We start from the raw sequence: 17,250 nt of genomic DNA, 5'->3' as shown, positions 1-17,250 counted from the left end.
CCAGACCCCGCGCCTCAAACGCCGGCGGGGCTGGATTTGGCCGGCCTGTGTGTCCGAGTGCGGGTACAAGACCGGGGCTCCGCCCCGCACCCCGCGCCTCAAACGCCGGCGGGGCTGGGATTTGCTGCGCAAATTCCGGCCCTACAGCAGGGCGCGCAGGCGGAGGAGGTCGCGGAAGCCGGCGTCCAGGCGGATACGGCCCGAGGCCCAGGCCTTCGCGAAGTGGAGCTCGCCCGCGACCAGCGCGAGGAGGTCGTCGCCCGTCATGGTCAGCCGGATTTCGGCCTTCGTGGCGGGCGGCCCGGGAGCGACCCCGTCCACGCGGATCCGGCCGCCGTCGAGGCGACCCGTGAAGGTCTGGTCCAGGTCGGTGATGTGGCAGCTCAGAGAGCGGTCCAGCGCGGCCGCACCCCGCACGTCGCCATCGGCGCGCGCCAGGTTGCCGGAGAGTCGGTCGAGTGCTTCGCGGCACTCCTCGATCGTAGCCATCGTGATCACGACCGTACCGCAGAGCCGTGCGTGGCCGCGGCGCGCTTCGGGGTAGCGTCGGGGGCATGACCGACGGCATGACCGACCAAGACGCCGCCGAGCCCGCCGCGCTGGGCGTCGTACGCACGCCCACCGGCCACGCCCGGGTGGACGCGCACCTGGCGCGGCTGGCCGACGCCGACCACCTCCCTGCGGACGGACACCTCTCCGTGTACGAGGATGTCCACAGGGGGTTGCGCGAGGCGCTGAGCGCGCTGGACGCACCGCCCGTCCCCGGTCCGTACGAAAACAGGAGCTGAACCGAACGTGGCAGGAGTGGCACGCCGCCGCCTGGACGCCGAACTGGTACGCCGCAGCATGGCCCGCTCGCGCGAGCACGCCGCGCAGCTGATCGCCGCCGGCCGGGTGACCGTGGGCGGCACCACCGCGACCAAGGCCGCCACGCAGGTCGAGACCAGCGCGGCCCTCGTGGTCCTCAAGGACGACAGCGATCCCGACTACGTCTCGCGGGGCGGCCACAAGCTGGCCGGCGCGCTCGACGTGTTCCGGCCGCAGGGTCTGGTCGTCGAGGGCCGCCGGGCGCTGGACGCGGGTGCCTCCACGGGCGGGTTCACCGACGTGCTGCTGCGCGCGGGCGTCGCGCACGTGGTGGCCGTCGACGTCGGCTACGGCCAGCTCGCCTGGTCGCTGCAGAGCGACGACCGGGTCACCGTCAAGGACCGGACGAACGTGCGCGAGCTGACGCTCGAGCAGATCGACGGGACCCCGGCGGACCTCGTCGTCGGCGACCTGTCCTTCATCTCCATCGGTCTGGTGCTGCCCGCGCTCGTGCGCTGCTGCGCGCCCGACGCCGACCTGGTGCTGATGGTCAAGCCGCAGTTCGAGGTGGGCAAGGAGCGGCTCGGCAGCGGCGGTGTGGTGCGCAGCGCGGAGCTGCGGGCCGAGGCCGTACGGGACGTGGCGGCGCAGGCCTGGAAGCTGGGGCTGGGGGTGCTCGGGGTGACGGCGAGTCCGCTCCCGGGGCCCTCGGGGAACGTCGAGTACTTTCTGTGGCTGCGGGCGGGGGCACCGGCACTCGACCCGGCGGATGTTGACCGTGCAGTGGTGGAGGGGCCGCAGTGACAGATTCATCGGGTTCATCGGGTTCGGGGGGTTCAGTGGGTTCGGCAGGGGGGCGGACCGTGTTCCTGCTCGCGCACACCGGGCGGCCGGCGGCCATCCGCAGCGCGGAGCTGGTCGTGAAGGGCCTGCTGCGGTGCGGGCTGGGCGTACGGGTCTTCGCGCACGAGGCGGCGGACCTGCCGCTGCCGCGCGAGGTGGAGCTGGTCACCGAGTCCACCCCGGGGGTGCTGGACGGCTGTGAGCTGCTGATCGTGCTGGGCGGGGACGGGACCCTGCTGCGGGGCGCCGAGTTCGCGCGCGCCTCGGGGGTGCCGATGCTGGGCGTCAACCTGGGACGTGTGGGCTTCCTCGCCGAGGCCGAGCGCGACGACCTGGACAAGGTCGTGGACCGGGTGGTGACGCGCGAGTACGAGGTCGAGGAGCGGATGACGCTCGATGTGATCGTGCGCACGAACGGCGACGTGGTCCACCAGGACTGGGCGCTGAACGAGGCCGCGGTCCAGAAGGTGTCGCCGGAGCGGATGCTCGAGGTGGTCCTGGAGATCGACGGCCGCCCGGTGTCCGGGTTCGGCTGCGACGGGATCGTCTGCGCGACCCCGACCGGCTCGACGGCGTACGCCTTCTCCGCGGGCGGGCCGGTGGTCTGGCCGGAGGTGGAGGCGCTGCTGATGGTGCCGATCAGCGCCCACGCGCTGTTCGCGAAGCCGCTGGTCACCTCGCCAAACTCGGTGCTGGCGGTGGAGGTGCAGACCGGGACCCCGCACGGCGTGCTGTGGTGCGACGGCCGGCGCATGCTGGAGCTGCCGGCCGGGGCCCGGGTGGAGGTCCGGCGCGGGGCGGTGCCCGTGCGGCTCGCGCGCCTGCACCACGCGTCGTTCACGGACCGGCTCGTCGCGAAGTTCGCGCTGCCCGTGTCGGGCTGGCGCGGGGCGCCCCACTGAGACATTCCCTAATAGCACGTGCGTTCGGAGAACTCTGGGCGGGTGACGTCACATGGCACCCGTGAAACCTCGGTATGGTCGTCCCGTGCTTGAGGAGATGCGGATACGGTCGCTCGGGGTCATCGACGACGCGGTGGTCGAGCTGTCGCCCGGTTTCACCGCGGTGACCGGCGAGACCGGCGCCGGCAAGACGATGGTCGTCACCAGCCTCGGGCTGCTGCTCGGCGGACGCGCCGATCCGGCGCTCGTACGGATCGGGGCCAAGGCCGCGGTCGTCGAGGGCCGCATCGTCATGCGCCCGGACGCCCCCGCCGCCGTGCGCGCCGAGGAGGCCGGGGCCGAGCTCGACGACGGCGCCCTGCTGGTCAGCCGGACGGTGTCCGCCGAGGGACGCTCGCGCGCCCACGTCGGCGGCCGCTCCGTGCCCGTCGGCCTGCTCGGCGAGCTCGCGGACGACCTGGTCGCCGTGCACGGGCAGACCGACCAGCAGGGGCTCCTGCGGCCGGCGCGGCAGCGGCAGGCCCTCGACCGGTACGCCGGGGACGCGGTCGCCGTCCCGCTGGAGAAGTACGGCTCGGCCTACCGCAGGCTGCGCGCGGTCGCCGTGGAGCTGGAGGAGATCACCACCCGGGCCCGGGAACGGGCCCAGGAGGCGGACCTGCTGCGCTTCGGGCTCGACGAGATCGCGGCCGTGGAGCCGGTGGCCGGCGAGGACGCCGAGCTGGCGGCGGAGGCGGAGCGGCTCGGGCACGCCGAGTCCCTGGCCTCGGCGGCGCAGGTGGCGCACGCCGCGCTCGCCGGCAATCCCGAGGACCCGGAGGGCATCGACGCCAACACGCTCGTCGCGGGCGCCCACCGGGCCCTGGAGTCCGTACGGTCCCACGACCCGGCCCTCGGCGCGCTCGCCGAGCGGATCGGGGAGCTGGGGATCCTGCTGTCCGACGTGGCCGGGGAGCTGGCGGGCTACGCCGACGACCTGGACGCCGATCCGCTGCGGCTGGCGGCGGTGGAGGAGCGGCGGGCGGCCCTGGCCCAGCTGACGCGCAAGTACGGCTCCGACGGCACCGTGGACGCGGTGCTGGCGTGGGCCGAACAGGGCGCGGCGCGGCTGCTGGAGCTGGACGGCGACGACGAGCGGATCACCGAGCTGACCGCGGAGCGGGACGGGCTGCGGTCCGAACTGTCCCTGCTGGCACAGGCGTTGACGGACGCACGGGGGGAAGCGGCGACGCGGTTCGCCTCGGCCGTGACGGAGGAGCTGGCGTCGCTGGCGATGCCGCACGCGCGGGTGACGATCGACATCCGGCAGGTCGAGGACCCGGACGGGGTGGAGGTGGACGGCCGCGCCGTCGCCTACGGCCCTTCGGGCGCGGACGAGGTCGAGCTGCTGCTGGCCCCGCACCCCGGAGCCCAGCCGCGGCCGATCGCCAAGGGCGCCTCGGGCGGTGAGCTGTCCCGGGTGATGCTGGCGGTGGAGGTCGTGTTCGCGGGCTCCGACCCTGTTCCCACGTACCTCTTCGACGAGGTCGACGCGGGCGTCGGCGGCAAGGCGGCGGTCGAGGTGGGCCGGCGGCTGGCGAAGCTGGCCAAGTCGGCGCAGGTCGTGGTCGTCACGCACCTGCCGCAGGTCGCGGCCTTCGCGGACCGGCAGCTGCTGGTCGAGAAGACCAACGACGGGTCCGTGACGCGCAGCGGGGTCACCGTCCTGGAGGGCGAGGACCGGATCCGCGAGCTGTCGCGCATGCTGGCCGGCCACGAGGACTCGGTGTCGGCGCGGGCGCACGCCGAGGAACTCCTCGCGGCGGCGCGCGCGGACGGCTGACCGGTCCGTTTCGACGCGGGGTCCGGGGCGTGCGGTGACGCTCCGGACCCTTCGTCGTTCCCGGCGGCGTCGCCGGGGTGACGCGCCGCTAGCCCGTGTGGGTGAGGATCGGGGGTGTCCTGCGGCATCTCTCACGGTATCCGCACCCGTATGGTCCCGGAACGCGCGTGCGGACTGGCATCCTGGGCGACGTCTCTGACTCCCTCACCCTGGAGCTTCGGCCCGTGAGCAGCTCCCCGGTCTCCGCCTCCCTCCCGGCACAGCCCTACGGACGGCCGCCGCTCCGCACCGTCCAAGTGCTCGGCGGGGCCGCGGGCGTGGGCAGCAGCGCGCACGTGCGGTCGCTCACGACCGGGCTCGCCGCGCGCGGGGTACGGGTCACGGTGTGCGCGCCCGTCGAGGCGGAGGGGGAGTACGACTTCACCGGCGCGGGGGCGCAGTTCGCGCCCGACGCGGTGGGCGCGCTGCGGGCGGCGTGCGCCGGGGCGGACGTGGTGCACGCGCACGGGGTGCGGGCCGGGCTGCGGGCGGCGCTGGCCCTGCGGGGGCGGCGGGTGCCGCTGGTGGTGAGCTGGCACGGCGACGGCCCGGCGGCCGCGGGTGCGGTCGGGCGGCTGAGCCGGATGCTGGAGCGGCGCGTGGCGCGGGCCGCGGCGGTGGTGCTGGGGGCCTCCTCGGACCAGGTGGACCTGGCGCGGCTGCGGGGTGCGCGGGACGCGCGGCTCGCGCCGGTGGCGGCGCCGGCGGCGGTGCTGCCGGCGGCCGGGCGCACGGAGCCGGATCCGGGAAAGGCGCGGGCGGAACTCGGCGCGGTGGAGCGGCCGTTGCTGATCGCGGTCGGGAGCCTGGTGGCGCACCGCGGGTACTCCGTACTGCTCGACGCGGCACGGGAGTGGCGGACGCTGGAGCCCGCCCCGCTGCTGGTGATCGCGGGGGAGGGGCCGCTACGGGCCGAACTGTCCCGGCGCATCGAGGCCGAGGGGCTGCCCGTACGGCTGCTCGGGCGGCGCCGGGACGCGGCGCAGCTGTTGGCGGCGGCCGACGTGGCGGTGCTGCCGAGCCGGTGGGAGGAACGGGCCCTGCTGGCGCAGGAGGCGCTGCGGGTGGGGGTGCCGCTGGTGGCGACGGCGGTGGGGGGCGTGCCGGAGCTGGTGGGGGAGGGCGCGGTGCTGGTCCCGCCGGGGGATGCGGGGGCGCTGGCCGCGGCCGTGACCGGGCTGCTGGCGGATCCGGACCGGCGGGCCGGGCTGGCCGAGGCCGGGCGCGTCCAGGCCGCGACGTGGCCGTCGGAGGACGCCACGGTGGCGCAGGTCCTGTCGGTCTACGACGAACTGACGGAACGCACCCGCCGCTAGCCCCGGCGGCCGCCGCGCCGCTACGGGGGCTCCGCCCCCGAACCCCCGCTCCTCAAACGCCGGAGGGGCTGGATCTATCCAGCCCGCCCGGCGTTTGAGGGCGCGGGCGCGGAGCGCACGTACGGGGTCCGGGGCGAAGCCCCGGGGAACGGTGGAAGGGCGGGTAGGGGACACGCCCCGCAGGGCCGCCCACCCCGGACCCCGCATCGGCACAGGCAGCCCAACACCGCGGCAGCGAGCCCGCACACGGCAGGGCCCACGACCGTGGCGAGGGGCGCGTCAGGAAGGAGTAGGAACGTGGCGGCGGGCGCGGAGGGCCAGGCTGAGGGAGAGGACCGTTTCGGGGTCGTCCAGGTCCGTGCCCAGGAGTTCCGAGATGCGGGCCAGGCGGTTGTACAGGGTCTGGCGGTTGAGGTGGAGCTCCCGGGCCGTCTCCGCCTTGCGGCCCGCGTGGGCCAGGTACGTCTCCAGCGTGGGGAGCAGAGGGGGGCGGGACGTCGTGTCGTGGGTGCGGAGCGCCCCGATCGCGCGGTCCACGAAGGCCGCCAGGTCGGGGTGTTCGCGCAGCCGCCACAGCAGGAGGTCGATGTCCAGACGCCGGGCGTCGTACCACGGGCGGGCCGGCAGCCCGTGGGCCGCCGTCGCGGTTTCCGCGGCGTGCCGCAGGCCCGCGGAGGCCGCCGCCCAGCCGCCCGCGACCCCGACGACCACCGCCGGCGGTGCCCCCGCACGGTCGAGCCCGGCCCGCTCCACGCCCGCCCGCAGGGCCGTGGCCACCCGGTCCGCCACCGCCGTGCGTTCCGATTCGGTGCGCAGGGAGATCAGCAGCGGTACGCGGCCCTCCACCGGCCGGACCCCCAGCAGCACCGGGACCCCGACCGACGACAGCTCCTCCAGGACCGCGCGGGCCAGGACCGCCCAGTTCCCCGAGGGGGCCAGTTCCGAGGACAGCCGCATCACCACGGGGAGCAGCGGCCCCCCGCCCGGCTTGAAACCGAGGACGCGGGCCTGCGCCGGGGCGTCCTCCGCCGAGATGCGGCCCTCGGCCAGGTCCGTCAGGAAGTCGCCGCGGCCGCGCGCCGCCAGCTCCTCCTCCTGGCGGGCCTGCATGAGCACGACGGCCAGGACGCCCGCCGTGCGTTCCGCCGCCATCCGGTGGACCGGCTGCAGCGGGGCCGAGACCCCGACCAGCACCACCCGCGCGCGGACCGAGCCGGTGCCGTGCCCGCCGCCCGGGACGTCGATCACCACCGTGTTCGCCGACGGCTCGGCCTCGCGCTGGCCGCGCAGGCCCTCCCACACCTGGAGCGGGTCCGCGCCCGCGTCCGCCGCCGGGCTGCCGGCCGCGTACAGCAGCTGCCCGTCGGGGGTCTCCAGGAAGACCGGATTGCCCGTGAAGTCGGCGAGGATCCGCAGCACTTGCGGGATGCCGCCACCGCCCAGCAGGGCCTCCGTACATCGCCGGTGGACTTCCTCGGCCCGCTGGAGCAGCGCGTAGTGGTGGTTGACGATCTCGGTGTGGACCTCCTCCGTCACGGTGACGAAGGGGACCTCGCGGTGGAGTTGGACGAGGGGCAGTCCCGCCGCACGCGCCGTTTCCACGATCGTGGCCGGGAGCCGGGTGAAGCGCGGGCCCAGCTCGACCACCAGCGCGGCGATGCCCCGGTCCGCGAGGCGGCGTACGAAGGCGCGCTGCTCGGCGGGCCGGGTGCCCAGGCCGAGCCCGGTGGTCAGCAGCAGCTCCCCGCCCTTGAGCAGGGACGCGATGTTCGGCACCTCGCCCGCGTGCACCCAGCGGACGGTCCGGCCGAGCCGGTCGGCGCAGGCCACCACCTCCGGCAGCCCGCTGCGCAGCCCCGGCAGCTCCAGTGCCCGCTGAACCGTGATTCCGCCCTGGTTGTCCATAGCGCGGGACGCTACCGGCCGCCCTGTTCCACGCACATCACCGGCCGGTTACGGAGGGGCGTTTGCCCCCATCCGGCCCGACAACTCGTCGTCCTCACAAGGAGATTATCGGACCACGTGCCGATTGTGGTCTGCGTCACTTGGGGTGAGAGTGGGCGCCCTCCACACGGAAGAGGAAGCCATGAGCAGAGGTACCACCGGTCAGAAGTCCTCGCAGGCACCCGGGGCGTCCGCGGCCCCGCAGGTGCAGCGGCTCAAAGCCAACTCGGTCGGACTGGTCGGCGTCGTCTTCATGGCCGTCGCCACCGCCGCCCCCATCACCGCCATGACCGGCAACCTCCCCATCGCCGTCGGCTTCGGGAACGGCACCGGCGCCCCGGCCGGATATCTTTTCGCGACCCTCGTCCTGACCGTCTTCGCGGTCGGCTACGTGGCCATGGCCAAGCGCATCACCGCCGCCGGCGCCTTCTACGGCTACATCTCGCACGGCCTCGGCCGCATCGCCGGCATGGCGTCCGGAATGCTCGCCGTCCTCGCCTACATCGTCTTCGAGGCCTCGATCGTCGGGGTGTTCTCCTACTTCGCCAAGACCACCGTCCACGACCAGCTCGGCGTCGACCTGCCCTGGGTCCTGTACGCGGCCGCGATGCTCGCCGTGACCGCCGCCCTCGCCCACTTCGACATCAACCTCACCGCCAAGGCCCTCGGCGTGATGCTCGTCGCGGAGATCGCCGTGCTGTTCGCCGTCGCCACCGCCGTACTGGTCGCGGGCGGCGGCCCGGACGGCATCCCGCTGGAGCCGGTCAACCCGAAGAACGCGTTCACCGGCACCTCCGCCGGGCTCGGTCTCTTCTTCGCCTTCTGGTCCTGGGTCGGCTTCGAGTCCACCGCCATGTACGGCGAGGAGTCCCGCGACCCGAAGCGGGTCATCCCCAAGGCCACGCTGATCTCCGTCGTCGGCGTCGGCCTCTTCTACATCTACGTCTCCTGGATGACCATCGCCGGCAACGGCCTCGGCAAGTCCGTCGAGCTCTCCGCCTCCGCCAGCCCCCTCGACCTGTTCTTCGCCCCCACCGAGACCTTCATCGGCGCCTGGGCCGTCGACGCCTTCCAATGGCTGCTGCTCACCGGCTCCTTCGCCTGCGGCATGGCCTTCCACCAGTGCGCCGCCCGCTACCTCTACGCCATCGGCCGCGAGGGCTTCCTGTCCCCGAAGCTCGGCCGCACCCACGTCAAGCACGGCTCGCCGTACGTGGCCTCGGTCGTGCAGACCGCCATCGCCACCGCGCTCGTCGCCGGTTTCTGGCTTACCGGGCAGGACCCGTACCTGCACCTCTACACCCTGCTCGCGATCCTCGGCACGATGGCGATCCTCATCGTCCAGACGCTGTGCTCCTTCGCCGTCATCGGGTACTTCCGCAAGAACCACCCCGAGGACCGGCACTGGTTCAAGACCACGACCGCGCCGCTGCTCGGCGGCATCGGAATGACCGCCGTCGTGGTCCTGCTGGTGCTCAACATGGAGACCGCGGCCGGCAGCGCCGCCGGCTCCGTCTTCTTCAACCTGATCCCGTGGATCGTCGGCGCCGTCTTCCTCGGCGGTCTGGGCCTCGGCCTGTGGCTCAAGGCGAAGGCCCCCGGGCGCTACGAGATCATCGGCCGGATCGTGCTGGAGGACGCCGCCGAACGCCCCGCCGACCCCGGCCGGCCGAGCGCGACCGTCCTGCCCGCCCAGGGCGACACCCCGTCCGACTCCACTTCCGCGAACGTCTGAGGAGCGCCACCGCCATGGCCCGTACACCGCTCATGCACGCCCTGAAGCAGATCGCCGCCGAACACGCCGCCGCCCGCAGGCTCGGCATGCCCGCCGCCGAGGTCCGCGGCTCCACCCGACGCGAACTCCTCGGCCGCGCCGCCGCCCTCGGCCTCGGCGCCGCCCTCGCCCCCGCCGCGACCGCGTACGCCGCCGAGACCGCCCCCGACAAGAAGCCCGTCACCCCCGCACGCGTCGCCGTGATCGGCGCCGGCATCTCCGGCCTGACCGCCGCCCTCACCCTCAAGGACGCGGGCGTCAACTGCACCCTGTACGAGGCGAACCCGAGCCGCGTCGGCGGCCGCATGTGGACCCAGCGCAGCCACTGGGCGTACGGACAGACCTCCGAGATCGGCGGCGAGCTGATCGACACCAGCCACAAGAAGATCCTGGAGCTCTGTCGCCGCTTCAACCTGCCCACCGAGGACTTCCTCGGCGGCGGCCCCAACGGGGCGGAGGAGGTGCTCTGGTTCAACGGCGCGTACTACTCCCGCACCCAGGCCGACGAGGACTTCAAGGCCGTCTACCAGGCCCTGCACCGGGACCTCTCGGAAGCCGGGGAAGTCTCCTGGAACAGCACCACGCCCGCCGGCACCGCCCTCGACAACATGACCCTGTACGAGTGGATCGAGACCCGGATCCCCGGCGGCCACTCCTCGCAGCTCGGCCGCTTCATCGACGTGGCCTACAACGTCGAGTACGGCGCCGACACCAACCAGCAGTCCGCGCTCGCCCTCGTCCTGCTGATGGGCTACCAGCCCAACCCGGGCAACTTCAACGTCTGGGGCCTGTCCAACGAGCGCTACCACATCACCGGCGGCAACGACCGGCTGCCGAACGCCATCGCCGCCGCGCTGCCCGCCGGTTCGATCGTCATGGGCCGCGAGCTGGTCGCCGTACGCGCCAACGCCGACGGCACCCAGACCCTGACCTTCAACGACTCCGGGTCCGTGCGCACCGCCGTCGCCGACCACACCATCCTGTGCGTGCCGCTGCCGATCCTCCAGCGCATCGACACCTCCCAGGCCGGTTTCGACCCGCTCATGCGCAACCTGCTGCGCGACGCCCGGATGGGCTACTGCACCAAGCTCAACATGCAGTTCACCGCGCGTCCCTGGCGCGGCACCGGCCCCTGGCCGGGCGTCTCCGCCGGCGACTGCTTCACCGACTCGCCGGTCCAGCAGACCTGGGACACCACCAAGGTCCAGCCCGGCACCGGCGGCATCCTGCTCCAGTACGGCGGCGGCAGCCTGGCCGGGGCGCTCACCCCGGGCAGCCCCTTCGCCACCGAGTCCGACCCGTACGTACGGAACCTCGCGAGCCAGGTGCTCACCGGCGTCGACGCCTTCTACCCGGGCACCAAGGCCGTGTGGACCGGCAAGGCGCAGCTCTCGGCCTGGCACCGCAACCCGTACTCCCTGGGGGCGTACTCGTACTGGCCCACCGGCTACCTGCACCGCTACGCCAAGTACGAGGGCACCGCCCAGGGCAACGTCCACATCGGCGGCGAGCACTGCAGCTACGACTTCCAGGGCTTCATGGAGGGCGGCGCCACCGAGGGCGAGCGCGCGGCCCGCGAGGTGATCGCCGCTCTCACGTGAGCCGGTCCTAGGCGGGCGCGATGTTGTGGTTGAAGCGGAAGACGTTGTCCGGGTCGTACTGCCGCTTCAACTCGCCCAGCCGCCGCATGTTCTCGGGTCCGAGGCCGGCGACCACCCGGTCCCCGCCCTCGTCCCCGGTGAAGTTGAGGTACACCGCGCCGGTGCTCCACGGCCGGACGTCGGCGCGGACGTCCCTGACCCACTGGCGGACCCGTTCGTCGTCGGCCGGGTCCTCCCAGGCGCCGAACGGGTGCACCGCCCAGGGCGCGTCGCGGAACGGCACCGGATAGTCGGCCGGGCCCTCGGCGATGGCGCCGCCCTGCGGCCACACGACGTGCTGGGTGCCGCTGGGCACCGGCATGGAGTCCGCGCGGGCGCAGAACACGTCCACGAACTCGTCGGGCACACCGGTCAGGTACTCCGCCGACCAGTAGTTCCGCATGCCCGGCGGGTCGTCGAGCATGCACTGGAGATCCGCGTAGGGCAGCGCCATCACCATCTCCACCTCGTGCGGGATCGCCAGCAGTGGCGCGACCAGCCGACGCAGGTCCTCCTCGGGGCCCGCGTAGGTGACCAGCGCACCCGCCAGCAGCAGACCGACCAGGTGCGGCGGGACGAACTCCTCGGGCGGGCCGGTCATGTAGATCGCGCCGCCGCCGGCCTCGCGCGGCGCCGACTCCATGATGTCCCGGTACGTGCGGACCACCTCGGGCCCGCGCTCCGGCAGGTACAGCACCATCGCGACGGACATGACCGGCAGCTCGTGCAGCCGCAGCGTCAGCGAGGTCGCGACGCCGAAGTTCCCGCCGCCGCCGTGCAGCCCCCAGAACAGCTCGGGATGGTCCTGCGCGGTCGCCGTCACCATCTCGCCGTCCGCCGTGACCAGGTCCACGCCCAGCAGGTTGTCCACCGCCAGGCCGAACTTCCGGTCCAGCCACCCGGTGCCGCCGCCGAGTACGAAGCCGCCGACCCCGGTGGTGGACACGCGGCCGCCGGTGGTCGCCAGCCCGTACGGCTCGCAGGCCCGGTCCAGGTGGCTCATGACGGCGCCGCCCTCGACGCGGACGGCCGACGCCCCGGGATGGACCGTCACCGCGTTCATCCGGCGCAGGTCCACCACCACACCGCCGTCGTTGAGGCACATCCCGGCGACGCTGTGGCCGCCGCCGCGCACCGCGACGGGCAGGTCGAGCCGCCGCGCGAAGCGCACGGCGGTCACCACGTCCACCGGGTCCTCGCACTGCGCGATGACGGCGGGCCTGCGGTCGATCATCCCGTTGTAGATGGCCCGGGCCTCGTCGTACCCCGGATCGTCCGGAGCGAAGACGTCACCGGACAGATCATCGCGGAGCTCGGCGAGCGCCGTGCCCGCCTTGGACAGGGGAGCCATGGCTGCCCCCTTCCGGAAGCGACGGAAAGGGCATACGACACTTCCAGCGTAGGCGGCGCCGTTCTCCCGAGCCCGCCGGACGGCGGAGGTGCACTAGCCCCCGTACGCCCCGCTCGCCGTCAGGCGCAGGGCCGTGTCGATCAGGGGGACGTGGCTGAAGGCCTGGGGGAAGTTGCCGACCTGCCGCTGGAGGCGCGGGTCCCATTCCTCCGCCAGCAGCCCCAGGTCGTTGCGGAGCGACAGCAGCCGCTCGAACAGGCGCCGCGCCTCGTCGACGCGTCCGATCATCGCCAGGTCGTCGGCCATCCAGAACGAGCAGGCGAGGAAGGCGCCCTCGTCGCCCTCCAGGCCGTCCACACCGGCCTCCTCCCCCGCCGTCGGGTAGCGCAGGATGAAACCGTCGGGCGTGGACAGCTCGCGCTGGATCGCCTCGATGGTGCCGATGACCCGCTTGTCGTCGGGCGGCAGGAAGCCCATCTGCGGGATCAGCAGCAGGGAGGCGTCCAGCTCCTTCGACCCGTACGACTGGGTGAAGGTGTTGCGCTCCTTGTCGTAGCCCTTCTCACACACGTCCTGGTGGATCTCGTCGCGCAGTTCGCGCCACCGCTCCAGCGGGCCGTCCGCGTCCCCGCTCTCGATCAGCTTGATCGTGCGGTCCACGGCCACCCAGGCCATCACCTTCGAGTGCACGAAGTGGCGGCGCGGGCCGCGCACCTCCCAGATGCCCTCGTCCGGCTGGTCCCAGTGGGTCTCCAGGTAGCGGATCAGCTTCAGCTGGAGCAGCGAGGCGTAGTCGCTGCGGGCCAGGCCGGTCATGTGGCCCAGGTGCAGGGCCTCGGTGACCTCGCCGTACACGTCGAGCTGGAGCTGGCCGGCGGCGCCGTTCCCGACGCGGACCGGGCGGGAGTTCTCGTAGCCCGGCAGCCAGTCCAGCTCGGTCTCGCCGAGTTCCCGCTCGCCCGCGATCCCGTACATGATCTGCAGGTTCTCCGGGTCGCCGGCGACCGCGCGCAGCAGCCACTCGCGCCAGGCGCGGGCCTCCTCGCGGTAGCCGGTGCGCAGCAGCGAGGAGAGGGTGATGGCGGCGTCACGCAGCCAGGTGTAGCGGTAGTCCCAGTTCCGGACGCCGCCGATCTCCTCCGGCAGGGAGGTGGTCGGCGCGGCGACGATCCCGCCCGTGGGGCCGTACGTGAGGGCCTTGAGGGTGATCAGGGAGCGGACCACCGCCTCCCGGTACGGGCCGTGGTACGTGCACTGCTCGACCCACTCGCGCCAGAACTCGGTGGTCGAGTCCAGCGCCGCCTCGGCGTCGGGGGCCTCCGGCGCGCTCTTGTGCGAGCGTTCCCAGCTGATGCTGAAGGCCATCCGGTCACCCGGCCCGACGGTGAAGTCGGAGTACGTGGTCAGGTCCTTGCCGTACGTCTGCGCCTCGGTGTCCAGCCAGACCGAATCCGGGCCGGCCACCGCCACCGTGCGTCCGTCGACCTTGTGCACCCAGGGCACGACGCGCCCGTAGCTGAACCGCATGCGCAGCGCGGAACGCATCGGGACGCGCCCGCTGACGCCCTCCACGATGCGGATCAGCTGCGGGGCGTGGTCCTCGCGGGGCGGCATGAAGTCGATGACGCGGACGGTGCCGCGCGGGGTCTCCCACTCCGACTCCAGCACCAGCGAGTCACCGCGGTAGCGGCGGCGCGTGGCGGGCGGCGGCTCGGAGCCCGCCGCGAACGCCGGGCCGATCCGCCAGAAGCCGTGATCTTCGGTGCCGAGAATGCTCGCGAAAACGGCATGGGAGTCGAAACGTGGCAGGCACAACCAGTCCACCGCCCCGTCCCGGCAGACCAGCGCCGCGGTCTGCATGTCCCCGATCAGTGCGTAATCCTCGATGCGCCCGGACACGTGCATCTCCAGTCGAACGGCCACGTCCGCCCCCAGGGGGGCGCTTGCATTGCGCGGTTGCGCGGTCTCCTGTGTGCAGGGAGTGCCGCGTGAGCCCCATGATTCCGTATACCGGCTCGGTTAGGCCGTCCGACGGACTGCTCGGCGGCGATGTGTGCGATATCCGAGCAGGATATGACGGCACCCTAGTGATCTCCTTAAGCCCCGGAAGAATGTGGCTGCTCCAAACGGGTGACCGGCGGCTGCGCGGGCCCGGCCTCCCGCCGCGTCCCGCCGACGGCCCCGTACGGAACCCCCCGCGCCGCGTGGCCGGAGGCGGACGGCTCCGGGCGCTGATAGGCTGGTACCCCGTGGACCGGTGGTCTGCCTGTGCGAATCAGGAGCCCCGAAACCGCAGCTTCGGCGCCCCCTGAGACCCTTCCGGATCGACGGCGGCCGGCGTCGGACGCACCTCACCTCGCGACCACGGGAGCCCCCTCTTGGCGATGCCGCCCAAATCTCTGACGACCAAGCACATCTTCGTCACCGGGGGTGTCGCCTCCTCCCTCGGCAAGGGCCTGACGGCCTCCAGCCTGGGTGCGCTCCTGAAGGCGCGCGGCCTGCGGGTCACGATGCAGAAGCTCGACCCGTACCTGAACGTCGACCCGGGCACGATGAACCCGTTCCAGCACGGCGAGGTGTTCGTCACCAACGACGGCGCCGAGACCGACCTGGACATCGGCCACTACGAGCGCTTCCTCGACGTGGACCTCGACGGCTCGGCCAACGTCACCACCGGCCAGGTCTACAACACGGTCATCGCCAAGGAGCGGCGCGGCGAGTACCTCGGCGACACCGTCCAGGTCATCCCGCACATCACCAACGAGATCAAGCACCGCATCCGGCGCATGGCGACCGAGGACGTCGACGTCGTCATCACCGAGGTCGGCGGCACCGTCGGCGACATCGAGTCGCTGCCGTTCCTGGAGACCGTCCGCCAGGTCCGCCACGAGGTCGGCCGCGACAACGTCTTCGTCGTGCACATCTCGCTGCTGCCCTACATCGGCCCCTCCGGCGAGCTGAAGACCAAGCCGACCCAGCACTCGGTCGCGGCGCTGCGCAACATCGGCATCCAGCCCGACGCGATCGTGCTGCGCGCCGACCGCGACGTGCCCACCTCCATCAAGCGCAAGATCTCGCTGATGTGCGACGTGGACGAGGCGGCCGTGGTCGCGGCCATCGACGCCAAGTCGATCTACGACATCCCGAAGGTCCTGCACACCGAGGGCCTGGACGCGTACGTCGTGCGCAAGCTCGACCTGCCGTTCCGCGACGTGGACTGGACGGTGTGGGAGGACCTGCTGGACCGGGTCCACAACCCCGACCACGAGGTCAAGGTCGCGCTCGTCGGCAAGTACATCGACCTGCCGGACGCCTACCTGTCGGTGACCGAGGCGCTGCGCGCCGGCGGCTTCGCCAACAAGGCCCGCGTCCAGATCAAGTGGGTCACCTCCGACGAGTGCAAGACCCCGGCGGGCGCGGCGGCGCAGCTGTCCGACGTGGACGCGATCTGCGTGCCCGGCGGCTTCGGCGACCGCGGTGTCAACGGCAAGGTCGGCGCGATCACCTACGCCCGCGAGAACAAGGTCCCGCTGCTCGGCCTGTGCCTGGGCCTGCAGTGCGTGGTCATCGAGGCCGCGCGGAACCTGGCGGGCATCGAGGACGCGAACTCCACCGAGTTCGACGCCTCCACCGCCAACCCGGTCATCTCGACCATGGAGGAGCAGCTGGCCTTCGTCGAGGGCGCGGGCGACCTGGGCGGCACCATGCGCCTCGGCATGTACCCGGCGAAGCTCGCCGAGGGCTCCATCGTGCGCGAGGTCTACGGCGACCAGGCGTACGTGGACGAGCGCCACCGCCACCGCTACGAGGTCAACAACGCCTACCGCGGCGAGCTGGAGAAGAAGGCGGGCATCGTCTTCTCCGGCACCTCCCCGGACAACAAGCTGGTCGAGTACGTCGAGTACCCGCGCGAGGTGCACCCCTACCTGGTGGCCACCCAGGCCCACCCGGAGCTGCGCTCGCGCCCGACGCGCCCGCACCCGCTGTTCGCGGGCCTGGTGAAGGCCGCCGTGGAGCGGCAGCAGAAGCAGGGCTGACGCTCGGTAACGTAGACAGCCGGGGCACGGATCGGACCGTGCCCCGGCTGTCGCGCGTTGTGGAGGGCTTCGGGGCATGAACATCAAGGACACGGCGGAATCCTGGGAGACGGTGTCGACCCGGCGGCCGTTCCAGGGCGCGAAGACGGCGGTGGACTCCGACGAGGTCCGGATGCCGGACGGGTCGACGGCCCGCCGCGACTACCAGGTGCACCCGGGCTCGGTGTGCGTGCTGGCGCTGGACGAGGAGGGGCGGGTGCTGGTCCTGAGCCAGTACCGGCACCCGGTGCGGCGGCGGCTGTGGGAGCTGCCGGCCGGTCTGCTGGACGTGGAGGGGGAGAACCCGCTGCTCGGGGCTCAGCGCGAGCTGTACGAGGAGGCGCACGTCAAGGCAGAGGACTGGCGGGTGCTGGCCGACTTCTACGCGTCCCCGGGCGGTTCGGACGAGGCGGTCCGGGTCTTCCTCGCGCGGGACGTCTCGGACGCGGAGGGTGAGCGGTACGCCGAGACCGGCTCGGAGGAGGCGGACATGGAGGTGGCCTGGGTTCCGCTGCCGGAGCTGGTGGCCGGGGTGCTCTCGGGTCGGCTGGGCAACGCGGGCCTGGTGACGGGCGTCCTGGCCCTGTCCGCCGCCCTCGCCTCGGACCCCGGCCTCTCCACCCTCCGCCCGGCCCTCGCCCCCTGGCCGGCCCGCCCGTACGAGGCGTAGCCCGCGGCGCCGGGGGCGGGGACGGGGCGGGGTGTCGTCCGGGACGGGCTTCGATGTTCGGCGCCC

Annotated in this window: 13 protein-coding genes; 9 read left to right on the top strand and 4 right to left on the bottom strand. The window is 73.0% G+C overall.

Annotation, left to right across the window (positions count from 1 at the left end; all coding sequences use genetic code 11):
• Positions 1–141: 141 nt before the first annotated feature.
• Positions 142–489 carry an SCP2 sterol-binding domain-containing protein gene (locus tag ACFTXQ_RS34240; protein WP_382648839.1) on the bottom strand — a complete coding sequence of 116 codons (348 nt, stop codon included), beginning with the start codon at positions 487–489 and terminating at the stop codon, positions 142–144.
• 65 nt (positions 490–554) lie between these two features.
• Here ACFTXQ_RS34240 and ACFTXQ_RS34235 point away from each other — a divergent pair, with 65 nt between their 5' ends.
• The 5 genes from ACFTXQ_RS34235 (at position 555) to ACFTXQ_RS34215 (ending at position 5,729) form a co-directional block, all read left to right on the top strand.
• Positions 555–788 carry a hypothetical protein gene (locus ACFTXQ_RS34235; protein WP_382648837.1) on the top strand — a complete coding sequence of 78 codons (234 nt, stop codon included), beginning with the start codon at positions 555–557 and terminating at the stop codon, positions 786–788.
• 7 nt (positions 789–795) lie between these two features.
• A complete protein-coding gene (locus tag ACFTXQ_RS34230; RefSeq protein WP_382648834.1) occupies positions 796–1,611 on the top strand; it encodes a TlyA family RNA methyltransferase in 816 nt (271 codons plus the stop codon).
• 35 nt (positions 1,612–1,646) lie between these two features.
• Entirely contained in the window at positions 1,647–2,552 is a 906-nt protein-coding gene (locus ACFTXQ_RS34225) for an NAD kinase (protein ID WP_382648832.1), read from the top strand.
• 97 nt (positions 2,553–2,649) lie between these two features.
• Positions 2,650–4,374, top strand: coding sequence for a DNA repair protein RecN (gene recN / locus ACFTXQ_RS34220; RefSeq protein ID WP_382648866.1), 1,725 nt, complete (start codon positions 2,650–2,652; stop codon positions 4,372–4,374).
• 224 nt (positions 4,375–4,598) lie between these two features.
• Positions 4,599–5,729 (top strand): glycosyltransferase family 4 protein, encoded by a 1,131-nt coding sequence (locus ACFTXQ_RS34215; protein ID WP_382648829.1) that lies wholly within the window; start codon positions 4,599–4,601, stop codon positions 5,727–5,729.
• 279 nt (positions 5,730–6,008) lie between these two features.
• Here the strand turns inward: ACFTXQ_RS34215 and ACFTXQ_RS34210 are convergent, their stop codons facing one another.
• The gene (locus ACFTXQ_RS34210) at positions 6,009–7,634 is read right to left on the bottom strand and encodes a PucR family transcriptional regulator (RefSeq protein WP_382648827.1); all 1,626 of its coding nucleotides are present in this window, start codon (positions 7,632–7,634) and stop codon (positions 6,009–6,011) included.
• Positions 7,635–7,815: 181 nt separating this feature from the next.
• Here ACFTXQ_RS34210 and ACFTXQ_RS34205 point away from each other — a divergent pair, with 181 nt between their 5' ends.
• Positions 7,816–9,408 (top strand): APC family permease, encoded by a 1,593-nt coding sequence (locus ACFTXQ_RS34205; protein ID WP_382648825.1) that lies wholly within the window; start codon positions 7,816–7,818, stop codon positions 9,406–9,408.
• Positions 9,409–9,422: 14 nt separating this feature from the next.
• Positions 9,423–11,048 (top strand): flavin monoamine oxidase family protein, encoded by a 1,626-nt coding sequence (locus ACFTXQ_RS34200; RefSeq protein ID WP_382648822.1) that lies wholly within the window; start codon positions 9,423–9,425, stop codon positions 11,046–11,048.
• A gap of 7 nt (positions 11,049–11,055) precedes the next feature.
• Here the strand turns inward: ACFTXQ_RS34200 and ACFTXQ_RS34195 are convergent, their stop codons facing one another.
• Complete coding sequence (locus ACFTXQ_RS34195; protein WP_382648820.1) at positions 11,056–12,438, bottom strand: FAD-binding oxidoreductase; 1,383 nt, start codon at positions 12,436–12,438, stop codon at positions 11,056–11,058.
• Between the two features lie 93 nt (positions 12,439–12,531).
• A complete protein-coding gene (locus tag ACFTXQ_RS34190; RefSeq protein WP_382648863.1) occupies positions 12,532–14,343 on the bottom strand; it encodes a glycoside hydrolase family 15 protein in 1,812 nt (603 codons plus the stop codon).
• A gap of 479 nt (positions 14,344–14,822) precedes the next feature.
• On the opposite strand from ACFTXQ_RS34190, the gene ACFTXQ_RS34185 reads away from it, so the two are divergent.
• Together ACFTXQ_RS34185 and ACFTXQ_RS34180 are read left to right on the top strand one after the other, a co-directional pair.
• Positions 14,823–16,475, top strand: a complete 1,653-nt coding sequence (locus ACFTXQ_RS34185; RefSeq protein ID WP_382648817.1) for a CTP synthase — start codon at positions 14,823–14,825, stop codon at positions 16,473–16,475.
• A 76-nt stretch (positions 16,476–16,551) separates the two neighbouring features.
• The gene (locus ACFTXQ_RS34180; RefSeq protein WP_382648815.1) at positions 16,552–17,184 is read left to right on the top strand and encodes an NUDIX domain-containing protein; all 633 of its coding nucleotides are present in this window, start codon (positions 16,552–16,554) and stop codon (positions 17,182–17,184) included.
• Positions 17,185–17,250 lie beyond the last annotated feature (66 nt).

The organism is Streptomyces sp. NPDC057010 (assembly GCF_042673805.1).
Taxonomy (GTDB): domain Bacteria; phylum Actinomycetota; class Actinomycetes; order Streptomycetales; family Streptomycetaceae; genus Streptomyces.
Note: the sequence above shows the minus strand (reverse complement) of the source record. Positions and strands in the feature narration are given on the sequence as shown.

What these genes read in the sequence shown, in the direction of transcription:
- ACFTXQ_RS34210 (WP_382648827.1), bottom strand. Translation starts at nt 7,634, where the DNA reads ATGGACAACCAGGGCGGAATCACGGTTCAGCGGGCACTGGAGCTGCCG.
- recN (WP_382648866.1), top strand. Translation starts at nt 2,650, where the DNA reads ATGCGGATACGGTCGCTCGGGGTCATCGACGACGCGGTGGTCGAGCTG.
- ACFTXQ_RS34240 (WP_382648839.1), bottom strand. Translation starts at nt 489, where the DNA reads ATGGCTACGATCGAGGAGTGCCGCGAAGCACTCGACCGACTCTCCGGC.
- ACFTXQ_RS34200 (WP_382648822.1), top strand. Translation starts at nt 9,423, where the DNA reads ATGGCCCGTACACCGCTCATGCACGCCCTGAAGCAGATCGCCGCCGAA.
- ACFTXQ_RS34235 (WP_382648837.1), top strand. Translation starts at nt 555, where the DNA reads ATGACCGACGGCATGACCGACCAAGACGCCGCCGAGCCCGCCGCGCTG.
- ACFTXQ_RS34185 (WP_382648817.1), top strand. Translation starts at nt 14,823, where the DNA reads ATGCCGCCCAAATCTCTGACGACCAAGCACATCTTCGTCACCGGGGGT.
- ACFTXQ_RS34180 (WP_382648815.1), top strand. Translation starts at nt 16,552, where the DNA reads ATGAACATCAAGGACACGGCGGAATCCTGGGAGACGGTGTCGACCCGG.
- ACFTXQ_RS34190 (WP_382648863.1), bottom strand. Translation starts at nt 14,343, where the DNA reads ATGCACGTGTCCGGGCGCATCGAGGATTACGCACTGATCGGGGACATG.
- ACFTXQ_RS34195 (WP_382648820.1), bottom strand. Translation starts at nt 12,438, where the DNA reads ATGGCTCCCCTGTCCAAGGCGGGCACGGCGCTCGCCGAGCTCCGCGAT.
- ACFTXQ_RS34205 (WP_382648825.1), top strand. Translation starts at nt 7,816, where the DNA reads ATGAGCAGAGGTACCACCGGTCAGAAGTCCTCGCAGGCACCCGGGGCG.